20 protein-coding genes are annotated in these 15,484 nt (G+C 41.1%); 9 read left to right on the forward strand and 11 right to left on the reverse strand.

What is annotated here, in order from left to right; all coding sequences use genetic code 11:
- Positions 1-33 precede the first annotated feature (33 nt).
- A complete protein-coding gene (locus tag H9X96_RS11270) occupies positions 34-228 on the forward strand; it encodes a hypothetical protein (RefSeq protein WP_187666380.1) in 195 nt (64 codons plus the stop codon).
- 39 nt (positions 229-267) lie between these two features.
- On the opposite strand, the gene H9X96_RS11275 is transcribed toward H9X96_RS11270, so the two are convergent.
- The 5 genes from H9X96_RS11275 to H9X96_RS11295 form a co-directional block, all read right to left on the reverse strand.
- Complete coding sequence (locus H9X96_RS11275; protein ID WP_187666381.1) at positions 268-618, reverse strand: MmcQ/YjbR family DNA-binding protein; 351 nt, start codon at positions 616-618, stop codon at positions 268-270.
- A gap of 144 nt (positions 619-762) precedes the next feature.
- A complete protein-coding gene (locus tag H9X96_RS11280) occupies positions 763-1,452 on the reverse strand; it encodes a DUF2461 domain-containing protein (RefSeq protein ID WP_187666382.1) in 690 nt (229 codons plus the stop codon).
- A 24-nt stretch (positions 1,453-1,476) separates the two neighbouring features.
- Positions 1,477-2,304 (reverse strand): glycoside hydrolase family 16 protein, encoded by an 828-nt coding sequence (locus H9X96_RS11285; protein WP_222943891.1) that lies wholly within the window; start codon positions 2,302-2,304, stop codon positions 1,477-1,479.
- Positions 2,305-2,381: 77 nt separating this feature from the next.
- Positions 2,382-3,266: a DMT family transporter gene (locus tag H9X96_RS11290; RefSeq protein WP_187666383.1), complete on the reverse strand. Its 885-nt coding sequence runs from the start codon at positions 3,264-3,266 to the stop codon at positions 2,382-2,384.
- Positions 3,267-3,469: 203 nt separating this feature from the next.
- Positions 3,470-4,906 (reverse strand): PLP-dependent aminotransferase family protein, encoded by a 1,437-nt coding sequence (locus tag H9X96_RS11295; RefSeq protein WP_187666384.1) that lies wholly within the window; start codon positions 4,904-4,906, stop codon positions 3,470-3,472.
- A 97-nt stretch (positions 4,907-5,003) separates the two neighbouring features.
- On the opposite strand from H9X96_RS11295, the gene H9X96_RS11300 reads away from it, so the two are divergent.
- Together H9X96_RS11300 and H9X96_RS11305 are read left to right on the forward strand one after the other, a co-directional pair.
- A complete protein-coding gene (locus H9X96_RS11300; RefSeq protein WP_255431084.1) occupies positions 5,004-5,711 on the forward strand; it encodes an aspartate/glutamate racemase family protein in 708 nt (235 codons plus the stop codon).
- A gap of 89 nt (positions 5,712-5,800) precedes the next feature.
- Complete coding sequence (locus H9X96_RS11305; protein ID WP_187666385.1) at positions 5,801-6,382, forward strand: alkylphosphonate utilization protein; 582 nt, start codon at positions 5,801-5,803, stop codon at positions 6,380-6,382.
- Between the two features lie 105 nt (positions 6,383-6,487).
- Here H9X96_RS11305 and pncB read toward each other — a convergent pair whose 3' ends face one another.
- The 4 genes from pncB to H9X96_RS11325 all read right to left on the reverse strand — a co-directional run bounded on the left by pncB (position 6,488) and on the right by H9X96_RS11325 (position 10,676).
- Positions 6,488-7,681 carry a nicotinate phosphoribosyltransferase gene (pncB, locus tag H9X96_RS11310; protein ID WP_187666386.1) on the reverse strand — a complete coding sequence of 398 codons (1,194 nt, stop codon included), beginning with the start codon at positions 7,679-7,681 and terminating at the stop codon, positions 6,488-6,490.
- Positions 7,682-7,703: 22 nt separating this feature from the next.
- Positions 7,704-9,443: a thiamine pyrophosphate-dependent enzyme gene (locus H9X96_RS11315; protein ID WP_187666387.1), complete on the reverse strand. Its 1,740-nt coding sequence runs from the start codon at positions 9,441-9,443 to the stop codon at positions 7,704-7,706.
- A 100-nt stretch (positions 9,444-9,543) separates the two neighbouring features.
- Positions 9,544-10,197, reverse strand: coding sequence for a YceH family protein (locus H9X96_RS11320; protein WP_187666388.1), 654 nt, complete (start codon positions 10,195-10,197; stop codon positions 9,544-9,546).
- 8 nt (positions 10,198-10,205) lie between these two features.
- Positions 10,206-10,676 (reverse strand): Lrp/AsnC family transcriptional regulator, encoded by a 471-nt coding sequence (locus tag H9X96_RS11325; protein WP_255431085.1) that lies wholly within the window; start codon positions 10,674-10,676, stop codon positions 10,206-10,208.
- 162 nt (positions 10,677-10,838) lie between these two features.
- Between H9X96_RS11325 and H9X96_RS11330 the strand changes: the two genes are divergently transcribed.
- Both H9X96_RS11330 and H9X96_RS22900 read left to right on the forward strand, forming a co-directional pair.
- The gene (locus tag H9X96_RS11330; protein ID WP_255431086.1) at positions 10,839-11,741 is read left to right on the forward strand and encodes a histidine decarboxylase; all 903 of its coding nucleotides are present in this window, start codon (positions 10,839-10,841) and stop codon (positions 11,739-11,741) included.
- 75 nt (positions 11,742-11,816) lie between these two features.
- Positions 11,817-11,981 (forward strand): hypothetical protein, encoded by a 165-nt coding sequence (locus tag H9X96_RS22900; RefSeq protein ID WP_255431087.1) that lies wholly within the window; start codon positions 11,817-11,819, stop codon positions 11,979-11,981.
- 73 nt (positions 11,982-12,054) lie between these two features.
- Here the strand turns inward: H9X96_RS22900 and mgrA are convergent, their stop codons facing one another.
- Positions 12,055-13,047 carry an L-glyceraldehyde 3-phosphate reductase gene (gene mgrA / locus H9X96_RS11335; protein WP_187666389.1) on the reverse strand — a complete coding sequence of 331 codons (993 nt, stop codon included), beginning with the start codon at positions 13,045-13,047 and terminating at the stop codon, positions 12,055-12,057.
- Positions 13,048-13,112: 65 nt separating this feature from the next.
- Positions 13,113-13,292 carry a histone H1 gene (locus H9X96_RS11340; RefSeq protein ID WP_187666390.1) on the reverse strand — a complete coding sequence of 60 codons (180 nt, stop codon included), beginning with the start codon at positions 13,290-13,292 and terminating at the stop codon, positions 13,113-13,115.
- Positions 13,293-13,668: 376 nt separating this feature from the next.
- Between H9X96_RS11340 and H9X96_RS11345 the strand changes: the two genes are divergently transcribed.
- From H9X96_RS11345 to H9X96_RS11360, 4 genes are all read left to right on the forward strand, one after another.
- A complete protein-coding gene (locus tag H9X96_RS11345) occupies positions 13,669-13,818 on the forward strand; it encodes a hypothetical protein (protein WP_157262295.1) in 150 nt (49 codons plus the stop codon).
- A gap of 219 nt (positions 13,819-14,037) precedes the next feature.
- Positions 14,038-14,418 carry a GreA/GreB family elongation factor gene (locus tag H9X96_RS11350; protein WP_187666391.1) on the forward strand — a complete coding sequence of 127 codons (381 nt, stop codon included), beginning with the start codon at positions 14,038-14,040 and terminating at the stop codon, positions 14,416-14,418.
- Between the two features lie 141 nt (positions 14,419-14,559).
- Positions 14,560-15,024: an antitoxin Xre/MbcA/ParS toxin-binding domain-containing protein gene (locus tag H9X96_RS11355; protein WP_187666392.1), complete on the forward strand. Its 465-nt coding sequence runs from the start codon at positions 14,560-14,562 to the stop codon at positions 15,022-15,024.
- A 3-nt stretch (positions 15,025-15,027) separates the two neighbouring features.
- Positions 15,028-15,477, forward strand: coding sequence for an RES family NAD+ phosphorylase (locus H9X96_RS11360; protein WP_187666393.1), 450 nt, complete (start codon positions 15,028-15,030; stop codon positions 15,475-15,477).
- The last annotated feature ends 7 nt before the right edge of the window (positions 15,478-15,484 follow it).

Genomic DNA, 15,484 nt, shown 5'->3' on the forward strand with positions numbered 1-15,484 from the left:
ATCACCATCAACGACGGAAGCGGATCTCCAAAAATGTCGGTAAAAACGGAGACTGATATTTTTGGAAATGAAAAGAAAAGTGTGGTCGATGAAAATGGAAGAAAACTGTTAGATATCAAATCAGTGAATGATATTTTTGGCAATACCAATACCACAGTTGATGGCGATAAATCTGTCCAATACAAGAGCTTAATTATGAAATTAATACTAGGCTCAGCTGATTTCTAAGATCAGCTGATGCCCCTCATGGCCAGTTGCCAACTTCGCTTAGGCCCTGATTTCTTCCTGTATTTTCTTTGGTAAGCTATTCAGCACTAAATCATAGGAATCGTCTATCAACTCCTGGAGCTGTCGCATTGTCAATCTACCATCCATAAAAACTGTATTCCAATGCTTTTTATTCATGTGGTAACCAGGCTGGACTTCTTCATAATGCTCCCGCCATTCGATGGCCTTTTCCGGATCACATTTGGCATTAAATCGATTGCCGGTAGACAAACTGCAGAGCAAAAAGATCTTCTCCCCTACTTTAAAAACCAAAGTATCTTCTCCAAAAGGAAAATCTTCTGTGGCTGCCGGCTTTTGCAGGCAATAATCCCGTAATTCTTCTATGTTCATATTGAATATCAAATATAAATATTGTACACATTTAGTAGCCTATTTTATTAGACTACTGCTGAAAAATACTGTGGATGATTTATTGATTGATGATACATGCTAAGGGCAAAATGAAAACCGCAGCATTGCCTCCTTAAATTAGTATTATCCGTCCAGACCATTGATGTCGGTGCTTAGCACTTCAGACATATAATCAAGGAATGGACGCATATTTTTAAAGGTTTCCCCAGCCTCTTTTAGAAAACCCGGACTCCATACTTCTTCATCAGAAAACTTCCTCAGTACTAAAAACTGCTTGTAACGTAACAGATCAATCGCTTCATCATTGGCATCAAATCCTTTTGGGCTGGTTTTCAATTGTTCTCCCTGCAGCGTTTTGAAGTTGGAAATGAAAGCCATATCGTTTAATATCTTTCTCATCGGCGCAGCATCAAAAGAAAAGTCTTCCCTGATGAGTTTTAGGTCATTCGCATTAGGACCCCAAAAACCACCGCCAATAAAAGTATTGCCCGGTTCAATGTGGAAATAATAACCGCCCCTACGGTGTTTGCCGGAACGCTTAAAACTGCCGCTCCAATGGGTTTTATAAGGTGTTTTGTCTTTGGAGAAGCGGGTATCTCTATAAATCCGATACACACTTTTTGCTCCTGAAGGGGTTTCAATCACATCATGCGTATTCAGATCTTGAAGTAGCGCTTCCGCAAAAGCGGTCACCATCTCCTGCTCTTGCAGAAATTCTTCTTTATGGGCATTGAACCAATCCCTGTCATTGTGGTTCTTCAGCTTGTTTAAAAAAGTAAGGTTGGATAGAGCTAATTGGCTTTTAATTTTCATATTGATTTAATTTCACATCTTATTTTATTGATACACTTTAACCCAGTCCACAATCATTTGAACAGGTAAATCTTCCGACTTTACTTTTCCAACCCAGCTGCCACCTAGCTGCTGATCAATCATGACATAGAAAGGCTGATCATAGGGCCACTGACTAGGGTCCGCACCAGCAACACGGGGATACCTGAAGGTTTCTACTCCGTTTAAAGTAAAGACCAATTTATCCTGATCCCATATTAACCCGAAAGTATTGTAAGTATGAATGTTTATCTTGGCGGTGCCCCCATGCGGAGGGTTTTCCTTTAGTTTCAGATTGAGCGTATAGTAAGAATGCGTAGTCTGATAAATGATGGAATCTGAGTTCAGGTGTTCCATGATGTCTATTTCCCCATTATTAGGGTACTTTCCATATTTATTTTTCTCGGCCAGCATCCACATTGCCGGCCAGGCGCCTGCTGCACACTCCAACTTGGCATGAATTTCTATTTTGCCATATTGATAGGCGAATTTTCCTTTAGTAAACAATCCACCGGTAAGGAAAGGTCTTGCATCCGCTGAAGTATCAGGGTTTTTAATTCCTCTTAAATATAACTTCCCACCATACTGGGCATAACAGGCCGGGTCGCTGCTCATGTGTTTATTCCAATCGGCAGTTCCTTTCGGGATTTTGCTCCATTTGGCCGTATCCATCACCGATCCGTTGAAATTATCTTCCCAAACCAGTTTCCAATTTGGTTTTCCATTTTTAGGCTTTTGCAAATAAATATAATTTTCTGTTTTTTGATAAGGTAAAACTTTACAGGAGGCCATAAAAACAGCAATGCAGCTCATTACCAGTAAATATCTATTCATCGTCAGTCAGTTCAGGTGTTAATTTTAAGTAATCAGCCTAAATATCTAATTAAAAACTGATTCACCCTAAACTAAAATTAGGAAGCAACTGCCTTTTCCTTTACACTTTCCGATATAATATTGATCATAACACCAGTTAGAATCAGTGCAATTCCGATCATTAAACTGGAAGTCAGGATTTCATGAAATAAAACCACACTCACGGCTACAGCCATCACTGGTTCTAGTGCACCTAAAATTGAAGTCGGCGTTGATCCAATACTTTTTATCGCATACACCAGGGCCGACATAGAAAGTACGGTAGTCACGAACGCGAATGCGGTAAAGTTAAAAAATAACTCCACGCTAGGTATCAGTAGTGACTCCTTAAAGATCAGCACCTTACCAAAGTAAAAAACCGCAGAAAATAGCAGGGAGTAAAAAGTAATCTTAAATCCGGAAGCATTGATTTTGGCTTTGTTCACCACCACCATGTACAAGGCATAAAAAGTAGCACTCCCCAGGGTGATCAGCAATCCAGGTAAATTGATGTCCAAAGCACCATCTTTGGCACTCAAGGCAATAATTCCGGCAATGGTGATCACCAACGAAAGTATTGTGAGGACCGTAATTTTCTCTTTAAAGAAAAACGTCATGATCAGTGCAACAATCACCGGATAAACGAATAAGATTGTGGATGCAATTCCTGGCGACAAATAATCATAGCCCATAAACAGAAATTCTGCGGAGAGCGCATAGAAAAGCCCAAGCAATACCAAAATCATAAACTCCGATCTGTTTACCCTCAACCGCTCTTTCTTATAAATCAAATAGCCTAAAATAAACATTGCCGCAATAAAAAACCGGTAAAAAAGGGTTGTATCCAACGAAAAATGACTCGCTTTTACAGGCAAAATAAATAACGGAATTAGTCCGTAAGAAATGGCCGAAATAGCAGCCAGCAGATACCCTTTAACCTTCATTTTTTCAATCGCTTTAAGATTTCTGCTGGCCTATTTTAAGCTGGATTTACAGAAAATTCTCGCAAATATACAACATATCCAAGGTTAAATTTTGCAGATAAAATTCTCCTGTTGGGCAACCAGACTGTCTAAAAGTGGCCATTTCGCTACCCAGCTGCTGCCAAAAAGATGAGTTGAACCCAATAAAAGGTATATTTAGTAGATTATAATTCAGCTTTAACCAGTTCCCCAAGCTTTCTCAATGCAGTTTCAACCTTTTCAGTCCAGATGTTACTGTAACTAATTCTGATATAATTGGTATAATCCCCTCTACTGGAAAACATGGGACCTGGGGCAATGTGAATGTTTTTCGCGGAGGCTCGCTGCTGCAATTTAACCGCATTTACCCCTTCCGGGAGCTCCAGCCAAAGCACCAATCCACCAGTAGGTCTGCTCAATCGCGTTCCCTCCGGAAAATACTTTTCGATACCTTGCACCGTCAGCAGCATCAGGCGGTGTAAAACAGGTCTTAGTTTCCTCAGATGACGATCATAAGCTCCGGTACTTAATAGCTGCAGTAGAGACAACTGCACTACAGTTGCCGTAGCAACATTGGTTAAGGCCTTCAGCTTAATCACCTTTTGGGTAAACCTTCCTGCTGCGCACCAACCGATTCGGTAACCCGGAGCCACCGACTTAGAGAAAGAACTGCAGAGCATCACCCAGCCTTCCTGGTCGAAGGTTTTAATATTTGAAGGCCTATCAGCATCGAAATAAAGGTCTCCATAGATGTCATCATCGATCACTGGAATTTCCATGCGCGCTGCAAATGCAGCCAAACCTCTTTTTTTCTGATCTGGCATGATCGCTCCGTTGGGATTGTTGAAATTTGAAATCAACACACAGGCTGCTACCCGATGCTTTATGGCTATTCTTTCCAATTCCTGCACATCAATTCCCGTTAAAGTATCGCCTGGCAATTCTATGATTTGCAAACCTAAAGCAGTGATCATCTGTAGGACCCCATAATAAAAGGGTGTTTGAACCACCACCAAATCGCCTTTCTTTGTTACCGCACGCAGACATAGACCTACCGCTTCCAGAGTACCATTGGTGATGACTACCTCCTCGGCACTGAGAGCCCCTTGCCAGCGAAAGGATCGCTTTGCGATTTCTTTCCTTAATAATGGGTTTCCATTAGGCTGTTCATACAGCAAATGTGCCCCAGTCAAGTCTCTGGAGGCCTGCTGAAGACTCCTCCTGATGGCGTTTAAGGGCAGCAGTTGAATGTCCAATACGGCATTGAAAAACGAGACTCGTTTTTGTTCCGGCAATGCTAACGGAGACTGCAAGCTCATCGTACTCAAGGGCTCCATGAGCTTTAAAGGCCTCCTATCCAGCTCCTCAGCTTTCTGGACGCTTTTTGCCAGAGGAATTTCGGCCTCTGCCTTCCTTAAAACCACGTAACCGAAGCGTTCTCTACCTAAAACCAGCCCTTTATCGATTAGTAGGTTCAAAGCTTTTAACATCGTACCAATGCTAACCTTAAAACCTGAACTCAATAAGCGCAAAGAGGACAGCTTATCTCCAATTGGGTAAATCCCTTGGTTAATTCTATTTTCCAGCTCTGCAGCAAGGCTTAGATATTGAAAAGTCTTCATCTGTTATAGTTAAATAGTCAATTTCTGTATCTGTTACAGTTCAGCAAAGCTATCTACTTTTATGAAAATAAATCAATACTAATTTTAAACGTTAGCAATGAAAAGTAAGATGAAAAAAGTAGGACTGGTAGGCGGGATCAGCTGGACGTCTACGGTTGATTATTACCGCTACCTGAATGAAGGCATTAATACGCAACTTGGCGGGCTAAACTTTGCGGAATGTCTAATTAGCTCTGTAAATTTCGACAATTTCCAAAGGTACAATGCCGATTATGATTGGGAATCCACCTACGAACTACTGCTTGAGGCTGCTGAGGAGCTGAAAAAAGCTGGTGCTGCAGCAATTGTGCTCTGTGCCAATACTGCACATATTGTTGCCGATCGCATTGCTGAAAATATCCAGCTGCCACTGATCGACATTACCAGTGCTGTAGCTGCTGCAATTCATCAGGAAGGTTTGAAAAAGGTAGGACTTATTGGAACCACTTATACCATGGAATTGGGGTTTTATAAGGACAAACTGATCGCAAACGGAATTGAGCCCATCATTCCAGAAAGTCAGGAGACTAGAGATTATATAGAAGAGACCCTAAGATATGAGTTGGGAAGTGGTATTTTAAACCCAGAGACTAAGAAACAATATCTGGTGATTATTCAAGAGTTGATTGATCAGGGGGCTGAGGGTATCATACTGGGCTGTACCGAAATCCCGCTATTGATCAAAGCGGATGATCTTACTGTTCCTGTTTTCGATACCACGAAGATCCATGCGCAGGCAGCTGTAGATTTTGCACTTAATACCTAACATTAGTGATCCCTAAGCCAGTTTGCCGTCTAAATTAATTATCTTCGCCACTTTGAGTCAATTACAATAATATTTTTAACAAAAAGACAATGAAACTGGAAGAACAATTACTGAGTAGAAGCGAAAACAAATGTGAACTATGCCAATCTGCGGAAACGCTTAAGGTATACGAAGTACCTCCTCAAACAGCGAATACTGCAGACAACTGTATCTTGATTTGTGATAAATGTTTGGCTCAAATTGAGAAAAGAGAGGAATTAGATAGCAAACACTGGCAGTGTCTAAGTAGCAGCATGTGGTCTGAAGTTCCTGGAGTACAAGTAGTTTCATGGCGCTTACTGAACCGCTTAAGCAATGAAAGCTGGGCAATGGACAATCTAGATATGATGTATCTTGACGAAGACCGTTTGGCTTGGGCTAAAGCCGCCGACCTTGATAATGATGCCGTTGCGGAATTTCATAAAGATTGCAATGGTGCCTTGCTTCAAGCAGGTGATTCTATTGTACTGACAAAATCTTTAGATGTAAAAGGTTCGACTTTAAACGCTAAAATGGGCACGGTAGTAAAAAATATCCGCCTGGTAGAAAACAATACGGATCAGATTGAAGGAAAAATAGAAGGACAAGTGATTGTTATCCTTACCAAATATACTAGAAAACAAGGAGCTTAACCTTTTTTAACCTCCAACAAAAAACGCGCTGCAAAAATGAACTGCAGCGCGCTTTTTGTTTTAATATAAGGTTGGTTTAAAAAGTGATAAAGGCTGTATTCATCGTTACAAATCTTCAATCTGCAATATCGTTTTGGCGAGATTAATCATTCTTTCTGTACCGGTATATTTCCCATGTTCATCAGACAACTTCACAACCTCTGTCCACTCCCCGTCTTTAGGCTGTGCTTCTGTCATCTTGATCACTATATTCATGGCTGCTGGTCCGGCATCATTCGTTAAATTTGTACCTATTCCAAATGACATCCCTATTTTCCCCTGGCAATACGCTGCGATTCTTTCCACTTTATCATAATTAAGACCATCAGAAAATATAATCGTCTTGGATCTAGGGTCAATCCCCATTTTTTGATAATGATTGATCACTTTATCTGCAAACAGCAAAGGATCTCCGCTATCGTGTCTGACACCATCAAACAACTTGGAGAACATCTTGTCGAACTGGCTAAAAAATACTTCTGTAGTATAGGTATCAGAAAGGGCAATCCCTAAATCTCCACGGTACACGTTCACCCAGTTTTCCAATCCCATGGCATTTGCCATTTTAAACCCATACTTGGCGGCATGAAACATAAACCATTCATGGGCATGCGTTCCAATTGGTTTGGTCTGATAGATCATCGCCATGTGCACATTGCTGGTTCCAATAAATGATCCACTGCCAAATTCGTTTAAAGCTTGTAAAGCTGATCGATGCACCTGATAAGAATACCTTCTTCGTGTCCCAAATTCAGCTACGGTTACCCCAAGGGCTTTATATTTTTCTATTTTTTGTGCCGTCAGCTGTATCACTTCTTCATTGCTGATCCTATGCGAGCCATTCAGCACATAATACAATTCGCAGATCAATGACATTAAGGGAACTTCCCATAATATCGTTCGATACCACCATCCTTCTACCCTCACTTCCAGTTGATCTCCAAGCTGCTCAATTTGTACTTCTTCCGGCTGATAACGATAGCCTTCCAGAAAATCCAGGTATACCGGATCAAGATAAGGACAGGTGACCTGCAGGAAATGCTTCTCCTCTTTTGTCAGTTTCAGCAAGGCCATCTGATCTACAGCAGCTCTTAAAGCCTGTGCAAATCCTTCGGGAAAAGAATGTTTGCCACGGTTGATGAACTTATATCTTGCTTTTGCTGCCGGAAACAGACGAATTACCCCTTGCTGCATAGTGATTTTATAAAAATCATTGTCAAGGATAGAGGTAAGGACGGTAGTTGGGTGTATTTGGATCATAAATCGGATACAAATTTAAGCTTTAATCTATGATACTTTTTAAATGTTTGTAATTGGATTTCACGGTATCCAGTACTTCGTCAAACTTACCGCCCAACATCAGTTTCGTCATCGTGAGTGCCATTCCTTTCATCATTTTAAACTCGATCTTTGGCGGCATCGCCATTGCATTCGGATCCGTCATCACATTGACCAATACCGGTCCATCGTGCATAAATGCGGCTTTCATCCCCTCTTCCAATCGGCTTGGATCATCAATGGTCATGCCTTTAATGCCCATTGCGGCAGCTACCAATGCGAAATCCGGGTTCAGCATATCTGTTTCCGAATCCGGCAGTCCTGCCACTTCCATTTCTAGTTTTACCATCCCCAGAGACCGGTTATTGAACACGATCAGTTTAATGGGTAGGTTATATTGTTTAATCGTCGCTAAATCACCTAACATCATCGACAGTCCGCCATCGCCGCACATCGCTATGACTTGGCGTTCTGGACTAGATAGTGCCGCTCCAATGGCGTGAGGCATCGCATTTGCCATAGAACCATGGTTAAACGAGCCTAACATCGTACGTTTTCCCGTCGCATTAATATATCTGGAACCCCAAACGCAGCACATCCCTGTATCCACCGTAAAAATAGCATCCTGGGCAGCCAGTTTATTAATTTCAAAAGCAACGGCTTCCGGATGAATGGCATCCTTCTCCCCTTTGTCCTCGACATAAGTATTCAAATGTTCTTTTACTTTTTCATAGACTTTCAATTGTGCATCCAGAAAACTATCGTCTGTATTTGCATCTAATAATGGAAATAGCGCATTCAAACTGGTTTTGATATCCCCATGAAGCCCCATATCGAGCTTTGCCCTTCTACCCAGTCGTTCTGGTTTACTGTCGATTTGTACTAAAATTTTATCCTGTGGGATAAAGGGTACGTAAGGAAAATCTGTACCCAATAGAATCACCAGGTCACTCTCGTGCATACTATGGTAGGCAGAAGGCAGACCAAGAAGGCCGGTCATCCCTACTTCATAAGGGTTATCGTATTGTATCCCCATTTTCCCTCTGAAAGAATAACCTACCGGAGCTTTTAGTATTGCCGCAAGTTTAACGACCTCATCATGAGCTTCAACGGCTCCGATTCCGCAAAATATGGCGATTTTTTTATGTTTATTGATCAGCCGGGAAAGTGCCAATAGCTCCTCTTCTGCAGGGCAAATTGTAGCTTTAGAAAAATAGGTTTTATCTGAAGACATATTTTCTACTGCGTCCATGCTGCTCACATCGCCAGGCAAACCGAGCACGGCTACCCCTTTATGGTGAAATGCATGCTGCAAAGCAGCCTGCGTCATTCTCGGTAACTGAGCCGGAGTGGTAGCAATTTGATTATAATGACTGCAATCATCAAAAAGCTTAGTGGTATTGGTTTCCTGAAAATAGCCGGAACCGAATTCTGTAGTTGGGCAGGTGGAGGCTATTGCCAATACTGAGGCACCTGCACGATGGGCATCATATAGACCGTTGATCAAATGCACATGACCAGGCCCGCTGCTGCCCGCACAACACGCAAGGCCATGCAATTCTGCTTCCGCAGCGGCAGCATATGCCCCTGCTTCTTCATGTCTTACATGGATCCAGCGGATGTGATCATTGCGCCTTACCGCATCATTTAACTCATTTAAACTATCGCCGGTTACGGCATAAATGCGCTTAATACCTGCTTCAACAAGCATTTCCACCAATTGTTCTGCTACTTTTTTTGACATAGTATGATGTTTTTAGGAAAATAACATCGCAGATCACCAGAAATGGATGCTATAAAAGGATAACACCAAGTTTTGTTGATAGTTTTAGCAGAATCCGATTTTAGCCCATCAGTTCTTTCATCAACTGCGCAAAAGCAGTTTTCAATTCTTCCAATTCTGTTTCGAGTTTCAGCACCCGGTTTTCCAGATCTGAGTTCGCTCTCTGAGGCGCTTCTTCTGCCAGTTCTTCTGCATTTAAATCAGGGGTACCGGAAAGTAAATGTGCATAACGCATTTCCTTTTGCCCTGCTTTTCTCGGCAATTGAATTACATAAGGAGGCGTTGCATCCGTTAAACGCTCCAATACAGATTGCACCTCTTCTAAAGATTCGAATTCATAGAGTCTGCCGGAATTGGTATTTAGTTCTCCCGGTGTTTGAGGGCCTCTCAGCATCAATAGACAAAGAATAGCGACCTCTTGTGGCGTTACCGGGAATACAATCGCGAAATTATGTTTGTATTTAATGCTGCGACTTGATCCACCGGTGGCTGTAGAAATCAGTCCTTTTCTTTTGAGGGTATCCAATGCCAGTACTACGGTCTGTTCGTCATACTGAACCACAGGTTTCCTAGAGGTCTTTTGATTACAGGCAGCCGTCAGACTGTTGATGGTCATTGGGTAATATTCAGGGGTAGTTTTAGATTTCTCCATTAAAACGCCTAGCACACGAAGCTCTTCTGCGTTTAATTCGGGCAAAGTTTGTGTAGATTCCATGCCTAAAGTTAGAAATTAAGGTGGAATGCCGTTTCTCTTTTGATCTCTTTTAACACAAAACTACTGCTTAACGTAGAAATGTTGGAAAGCGAGGATAAATGAGTGACCACAAAAGTATGATAATCATCTACATCCTCCACTACGATCTTAAGCAAATAATCTTGTCCGCCAGCAATACATAGTACTTCCAGCACTTCCTTAAACCGCACCACTGATTCTTCGAAATTTTTTAAGGTAGCGATGGATTGCTCTTTTAAAGTTACCGTGCAAAGCACCAGCAAATGTTTTCCTAACTTTTCCCTGTTCACCAGCGCTACATATTTCTCTATATATCCTTCTGCTTTTAGGCGTTTGATGCGCTCATGAGTTGGGGAAACACTGAGGCCGATTTCCCCTGCAATATCTTTTGTACTTAAAGAAGCATCCTTTTGCAGGATGTTTAATATCCTGGTGTCGAGCTTATCTAATTTCTCCATCATAGTATTTTGCTGAAATAGGATGCAGCAAGCTACAAATATGGTGGTTTTTCCTTTAAAATGTATTCATAACAGAATTTTTCATTGAACATCAGATAATCAAAGGAAATAATATGGTACTTGTCTAATTTTGAAGGATTAAATACCAAATATCATTACTACCCCATGAAGACTCCATTAAACACTAAAGATAACGAGCGTTTAAGCTCCTATATGAAACTCGCTGAAGCGCGTGCCAAGCACTTCATCGGTTACCCAATCGCACAAGATTTTGACTATTCAGAATTATATCCACTTTTAAAACTGCCTTTAAACAATGTGGGCGATCCATGGGTAGAATCTACCTACGATCTGAATTCGCGTTCTCTGGAGCTGGAAGTGTTGGAGTTTTTCGCTGAATTGTTCCATGCGCCAGCAAATAATTGGTGGGGTTATGTCACCAATGGTGGCTCTGAAGGAAATTTATATGGCCTTTACGTGGCCAGGGAGCTTTACCCTAATGGCATCGTTTATTACTCTGAAGCTACGCATTATAGTGTTCAAAAGAACATACAGCTGCTCAACTTAAGAAGTATCGTGATCAGAACTCAGAAAAATGGAGAAATGGATTACGAAGATTTGAATGCGATGGTACAAATGCACAGAGATCAGCCGGTGATCATTCTGGCCAATATTGGCACCACGATGATGGAAGCAAAAGATGATTTACAGCGAATTCAGCAAATCCTCCGCAGACAAGCGATTAAAAATCATTATATTCATTGTGACGCTGCTTTGGCTGGTACCTACAGTGCTTTACTGGATTTAAAACCAGGTTTTGATTTTAACCATGGAACTGACAGTATGGCCATCAGCGGACATAAATTTATCGGCTCTCCTATCCCTTGCGGATTGGTATTGGTCAAAAAGAATTATAAAGACAGGATTGGAAAAGCGATCCCATATATCGGCACCGTAGATACTACGATTACAGGCAGCAGGAATGGCCACAGCCCCATTTTTATCTGGTATGCGCTTAAAAAACTGGGTAAAGAAGGACTAAAGCAGCGCGCTTTGGAGTGTCTGTAAACTGCATCCTATACGGTAAAAAGCTTAAATAATATTGGTGTACCGGCTTGGACCAATCCATCTGCATTAACAGTAGTGTTCCCAGCGCCCTCTATCGCATTGAGACAAAAATGGCAGATTGCTACCGAAGATGGCAATAGTCATGTCATCTGTATGCCTGGAGTAACCAAGGCACAGATTGACCATTTCGTACAGGATTTAAAAGCGGAAATAGAATTGACTGCAGCATTAACCGTATAAAAAACTAAAGCGGCTGTTTTGAATTATTAATTTAAGACAGCTTCTTTTTATGATTTATACCGGTATTTCAACCCTACGAGGATAAAATCTGCTCAATTTTTTGCAGTTCTTCTGTGCTGAAATCAAGATTGTTCAAACATTTTAAAGAATCCGCAAGCTGCTCAGGTTTACTGGCGCCCACCAATACAGAGGTAATGCGGTTATCTTTTAAAATCCACGACAAGGCCATTTGTGCGAGCTTTTGTCCGCGGCTTTGTGCGAGTATATTCAGTTCATTCAATTGTTGCACTCTTTCAGGGGTCAATTGATCTTGCTGCAAGGCGCCATGCGACTTTGCTGCACGAGAATCTTCAGGAATCCCTTTCAGGTATTTGTTGGTCAGCATGCCCTGAGCGAGTGGTGAAAAAGGAATACACCCCACACCTTGGTTGCCTAGCAAATCCAGCAAATCACCCTCTACCCAACGTTCATACATAGAGTATTTAGGTTGATGAATCAGACATGGTGTACCCAAACGCTTTAAGATTTTCATCGCCTCAGCAGCTTCTTCTGCCCGGTAATTAGAGATCCCGACATACAATGCTTTTCCCTGACGCACGATCAGATCTAATGCTGCCATCGTTTCCTCTAGTGGCGTTTCCGGATCCGGACGGTGATGGTAGAAGATATCTACATATTCCAGTTCCATTCTTTTCAGACTTTGATCCAGGCTAGATACCAGGTATTTTTTTGAACCCCAATCTCCATAAGGACCGTCCCACATCGTATATCCTGCCTTAGAAGAAATGATCATTTCATCTCTGTATCCTTCGAAATCTCTTTTCAGCAAGCGACCGAAATTTTCCTCTGCAGATCCTGGAGGCGGACCGTAATTATTAGCAAGGTCAAAATGGGTAATTCCATTGTCGAAAGCCAGTTTCAAGATCTCACTGCAATTTTCCAGCTGATCCACATGTCCGAAGTTATGCCATAAACCAAGAGAAATGGCAGGCAGCTTCAGTCCACTGTTTCCGCATCTGCGGTATTGCATTTGAGTATATCTGTTAGGGGCGGCAGTATATGGCATAATGGTGGGAGGTAAAATAGCAGCAGCACGGTTGATGGTGCCGCTGCTTTTCGAATTAATCGATATTATTTATCGCTGTTTTTTTTCTCTGTTACTTCAGAACGAATTTCCTGAGCAAGAACTTTTAAATCCTGCATAGCTTTACGTACTCTAGTTCCTGCAGCACTGTTTCCTGCATTATAAAACTTCTCAGCGTCAGCTTCAATAGAAGCTAATAATTCTTTAACTTTTGAAAATTTTTCCATGTTTTAAATATTTAATTTGTGGCCAAATATATATTATTTTGGAAATAAACGTACATAACTTCCATTCTATTACGTTTTTTATGTTAAATCTTGTTTTTTTCTGCCTTATTGGCGCGTACAATGGCGGATTTATTGAAATTACAACCCTTATCAACAGTTCAAAAAACGTATTGCAACGCTGAATTTCGACGGTGCAGCGGCTGAATATCTGGTCATTTATTATAGCTCCAGGCATAGGAATATCAGTCAGGATTATTACGATATTTTCCAACAAAACCAGCGAGAACCATAACACCAATGTCAATTAAAGGCCTTCATACTAAGATAAATCCCTTTTTCCTTTGATTTAATAAAAAACCTAACGAGATTAGCGACAATGAAACAAAGAACAGGCATACATCAGGCAACCTTAATGACTTATAATAAGAGTCAGCTGCAAGCCTATGCGCTGTTTAAAAGGTTCTTCAGGGAAAACTATCCCTTCGGCTTTACTTATCAAATCAGCAGTAAAGACTTTATTAACTAAGCCCCGAATCATTTCATTCTACTCTTCGGTTCAGGGGCATTTTTCTTCTGATCATTTTCGTTATTTTATATTTTAAGGAAATAGCAAGCGATTGTTTATTTTCTTTTTTATATTCAGCAATTACACTTTCTAAGGTGTGATATATTCGTCAATATCAGTTTGCCTCCCTGTATCTTATTAAGGAATTAATCATCAATTATTACATTAAGACATTTAAACATGGAAACAAAAACATTATCACTTTCAAAAAGCGATTTAAAACTATTAAAAGATCATCTGGACAAATCAAACATGAGTCCGTATAATAAAGAAAAACTAAGAAAAGAGATCAAAGAAGCAACGATCTACGCGGATCAGGATCTTCCTGAGGACGTGGTATGTTTGAAATCTGAAGCTAGAATTGCCAACACAAAAACCGGTAAAGAATTTACCTTTAAGATCGTGATGCCGGAAGAGGCGAATATCAAAGTGCAGAAAGTATCTGTTTTTGCTCCGATCAGCATTGCATTATTTGGCTATAGAACAGGCGACATTATCAACTGGGAAATGCCCGACGGTATTCAGGAGTTTAAAATCCTGGAAGTTAAAAGGATGAGCTAATTCCCGCAGCTGATCAAAAACCGCATTCCTCTTTTTTACCTGAAAGGTCATCAAAACAAGGATTGCGGTTTTTTTTGTGGAAAATATTCCAGAAATACCGGAAAAAATTCCGTACATTCGAATTGAGTAAAATTCATGGTTATGGCAAACACTTCAAAACTTTACAAAGAAAAAACAACACTATCGGTCGTTGCAGAAGCTGCATTAATCGCTCCTTATCAGCCACTTTACAACGATTCTATCAGCTTGCTCATGAGTTCAAAATCAGGCCTATCAGCCAAAGCTGCGCTGGATTTTTTAAGCCTTTCAGGTTTTACCAGAGAAGAATTCCAGGATACCTTTAAAACCAATGTTAAAACCATCCAGAACTACGCTTCTAATGCTTCCAAATTAGATCCTTCCCTCAGCGAGAAACTTTTAAAGTCTTTTTCTCTTTTTGAAAAAGGAATAGAAATCTTTGGCTCGGCAAAGACCTTTCACCAATGGCTCAACACCCCTTCTTATGGGCTTGGCCACCAAATTCCCTTTGATTTAATGGACACTTTTACGGGCATCAGCCTCATTGAAGAAGAGCTCATTAGAATCGCTCATGGAGATCTTGCCTAATTTATGCAGGTATTTCGCATTTGTTTGAGTAATTATGCTGGCTCATTGTTCGCTTCAGGTCGTGCAGCAAGGTGGAATCCCAATGATGTTTCCATAATTTACACGGCGGAATCACGTTCTCTGGCTTGTCTGGAAAATGTGGTACACCGGAGTCAACTTGGGCTAAACAGTGCTTTCCAGGTCATGACGATTGAAATTCCGGATGACCTTCCGATTGCCAGCATTCCTTTAAAGTCCTTGCCACAAAATTGGTTTTCTTTTGAAAACATGTCTTATACACAGGAATTAGGGGGAAATTGGGCCAGGAAAGAGAAAACAGCTTTATTGAAAGTCCCCTCTTCCATTATATCAGCTGAGTCAAACTTTCTCCTCAACCCTAACCATACGGATTTCAAGTTCATCAAACTACTGAAGTCTGAGCCTTTTGTGTTCGACAGGAGAATTAAGCTGTAAACCAGCG

Origin of the sequence: Pedobacter sp. N36a, from assembly GCF_014472395.1 — a bacterium.
GTDB lineage: Bacteria > Bacteroidota > Bacteroidia > Sphingobacteriales > Sphingobacteriaceae > Pedobacter.